The organism is Streptomyces sp. NPDC004667 (assembly GCF_040609475.1).
Classification (GTDB): domain Bacteria; phylum Actinomycetota; class Actinomycetes; order Streptomycetales; family Streptomycetaceae; genus Streptomyces.
Map to the genome: position 1 here is coordinate 1 of NZ_JBEXKC010000231.1, position 2,498 is coordinate 2,498.

The window sequence follows — 2,498 nt, forward strand, 5'->3', positions numbered from 1 at the left end:
GGCCCTCGTAGGCCGCCGCCCGGGCCAGGACCGCGGCGGTCAGCGCCGCCAGTTGCCCGGTGTCGGGCCGTCCCCGCACCAGACGCACGAGTTGGCCCTGCTGATGGGTGTCCACGGACTGCTCCTCGGGTCGTGACCTCCCGTCCGCGGCCGCCGCGGCGGGTCTGCGTGACTGCGCCCGCGGCCCCGCCCGGGGGCCGCGGCCCTCAGACGGGGGTGGGGGCCAGGGCGGCGAGCGTCCCGGCCAGGCCCTCGGCGGTGTGCGTGGCGTGGATCCGGGCCTCGGGCAGGATGCGGCGGACCAGCCCGCCGAGCACCTGGCCGGGGCCCACCTCCACAAACCGGTGGGTGCCCGAGGCGGCGAGCGTCCCGACGGCCTGGGTCCAGCGCACCGGGGTGGTGAGCTGGCTGCGCAGGGCGACGACGGCCTCGGTGGCGGTGGCCACCCATCCGCCGGTCACACCGGAGACGAGCGGCACGGCAGGATCGCGGAACTCCGTGGCGATCAGCGTCTCGGTGAACTCCGCCTCGGCCTCGCGCAGCAGGCTGGAGTGGAAGGGGCCGCCCGTGCGCAGCCAGGTCACCCGGGCCCCGGCCGCGCCGGCCGCCGCCGCGACGTGGGCCACCGCCTGCGCCTCCCCGGAGACCACGGTCTGGCGGGGTCCGTTGTCCCCGGCCACCTCCACCACGCGGGAGGTGGCCGCGCGGGCCTCGGCGCACAGTCGCGCCAGGTCCGCGCGGCCCGGACCGCTGACGGCGGCCGTGGAGCTGCCGATGCGGTCCCCGACAGTGGCGACGAGTTCGCTGCGCAGCCGGACGAGCCACAGCGCCTCCGTCCACTCCAGGACGCCCGCCGCCACCAGCGCCGCGTACTCGCCGAGGCTGTGCCCGACGACCGCGTCCGGCTCCACGCCCTCGCCGCGCAGCACCTCCAGTACGGCCAGGCTCGTCAGGAAGACGGCCGGCTGGGCCACCGCCGGGTCCTCGAACGCCCGGGCGGAGCCGCCCCGCAGGAGCTGCGAGAGCGGGATGCCGAGGATGTCGTCGGCGGTGCGGTAGTACGTGGCGGCGAGGTCCGGCCTCAGGGCGAGCAGCTCCGCTGCCGGACCGGCGTGGGCGGAGCCCTGTCCCGGGAAGACGAAGGCGGTGCGGGTCATCCGGTCACGTCCCTATCTGCGGTCGGCTGGCGTGGACCGCGGGGAGCGGTCCGGGGGCGGTGGCCCCGCAGACCGTGTGGTCGGCGGAGAGCCAGTGGTCGGGCACCCACCGGACGTCGACCACCGCGGGGACCGGCCCGGTCACGGCGACCGCCGCGGCGTGGGTGGTGTCGGCGGGGACGCCGACCATGGTCCAGCCGTCGGGGTGACGGTCCTGGTCGGTGCCGAGGTAGTCCTCGGCGGGCGAACGGCTCAACCCTGTCCCGATGCCCTTGAGGAATGCTTCCTTCCGGGTCCAGATCTGACCGAACAGCTGTCGCCGCTCCTCTCCGGACGCCGCCTCGGCGATCTCCAGCTGCTCGTCCGGGTGCAGGGCCCTGGAGCAGATGTCGACCGTCTCCGCGCCGGGCAGCTTCTCCACGTCGACGCCCAGCGGCACGGTGGCGACACCGACCATGGCCACTCCCCCGCTGTGCGAGAGGGAGTAGTGCAGGGGCGGCGGCGGGGGCGACAGGGCGGGACGTCCGTGCGGCTCTCCGCACCCGGGGCACGGTTCGCGCATGAAGCGGACGTCCTGGGGCGCGACGGCCGTGTACCGCCCGAGCAGGCGGCGCACCGCGATGTGCGCGGCGGCGTAGAGCAGGCCGTCCGACCTGCGGATGAAGGAGTCGGTGCGCTTGCGCTCCGCCTCGTCCAGGTCGTCGAGGGCCAGGGCTTCGGCGTCCGCCCCGCTGGGGCGGCGGATCAGCCACAGGTCGACGCGGTCGGCGGACAGGGTGAAGTCGGCGTGTGCGAGGTCCCGGTGGTTCACCACCGGGCGCGCGACCGGCAGAAGGGTCGTCGTCGTCATGCCGTCACCGCAGCCCCGTGCAGGTGGGCCTCGGGCCCGAGCTGGCCGGCGAGGCAGTCGATGAGTTCCTGCGCGCTGTTGGCCAGCAGCAGCCGCTGGAGGTTCACGTCGACGCCGAGGGTGGCCTCCATCCGGTACTGGAGCTCTATACCGGAGATCGAGCCGATCCCGAGGCAGCCCATGGGGCGGCCCGTGGTGTCGACGAGGTGCGGCTCGATCCCGAGGATGCGGCCGAGTTCCTCACGGACGTACTGCTCCAGGATCCGGGTGCGCTCGCGCAGCCCGGCCGTGGACAGGATCGCCATGTCGGGCCGGGTCATGTGGACCAGGCCGTTGTCTGTCTCGTATGTCTGTGACATGTGGAGTGTGTTCATAGTGCTTTCCGGGTCGGGACGGACGGGTGTCCCCGGCCGTCCGTGGTCGGGAGTGCCGGGTCGGGAAGACGAGGGGATCCCGGCACGGGAGGGTGACGGCCGCGCGCGGGCGCCAGC

4 protein-coding genes are annotated in these 2,498 nt (G+C 74.7%); all 4 read right to left on the bottom strand.

The features are described from left to right. The coding region (locus ABZW32_RS39560; RefSeq protein ID WP_356225733.1) for an acyl-CoA carboxylase epsilon subunit at positions 1–115 on the bottom strand (115 nt) is incomplete at its 3' end. A gap of 91 nt (positions 116–206) precedes the next feature. After that, entirely contained in the window at positions 207–1,157 is a 951-nt protein-coding gene (locus tag ABZW32_RS39565; protein ID WP_356225730.1) for an ACP S-malonyltransferase, read from the bottom strand. A 4-nt stretch (positions 1,158–1,161) separates the two neighbouring features. Continuing rightward, the gene (locus tag ABZW32_RS39570; protein WP_356225732.1) at positions 1,162–2,007 is read right to left on the bottom strand and encodes a 4'-phosphopantetheinyl transferase superfamily protein; all 846 of its coding nucleotides are present in this window, start codon (positions 2,005–2,007) and stop codon (positions 1,162–1,164) included. Further along, positions 2,004–2,366, bottom strand: a complete 363-nt coding sequence (locus ABZW32_RS39575; protein ID WP_266845259.1) for an acyl carrier protein — start codon at positions 2,364–2,366, stop codon at positions 2,004–2,006. Before ABZW32_RS39575 ends, ABZW32_RS39570 begins: the two co-directional genes overlap by 4 nt. Positions 2,367–2,498: the final 132 nt, after the last annotated feature.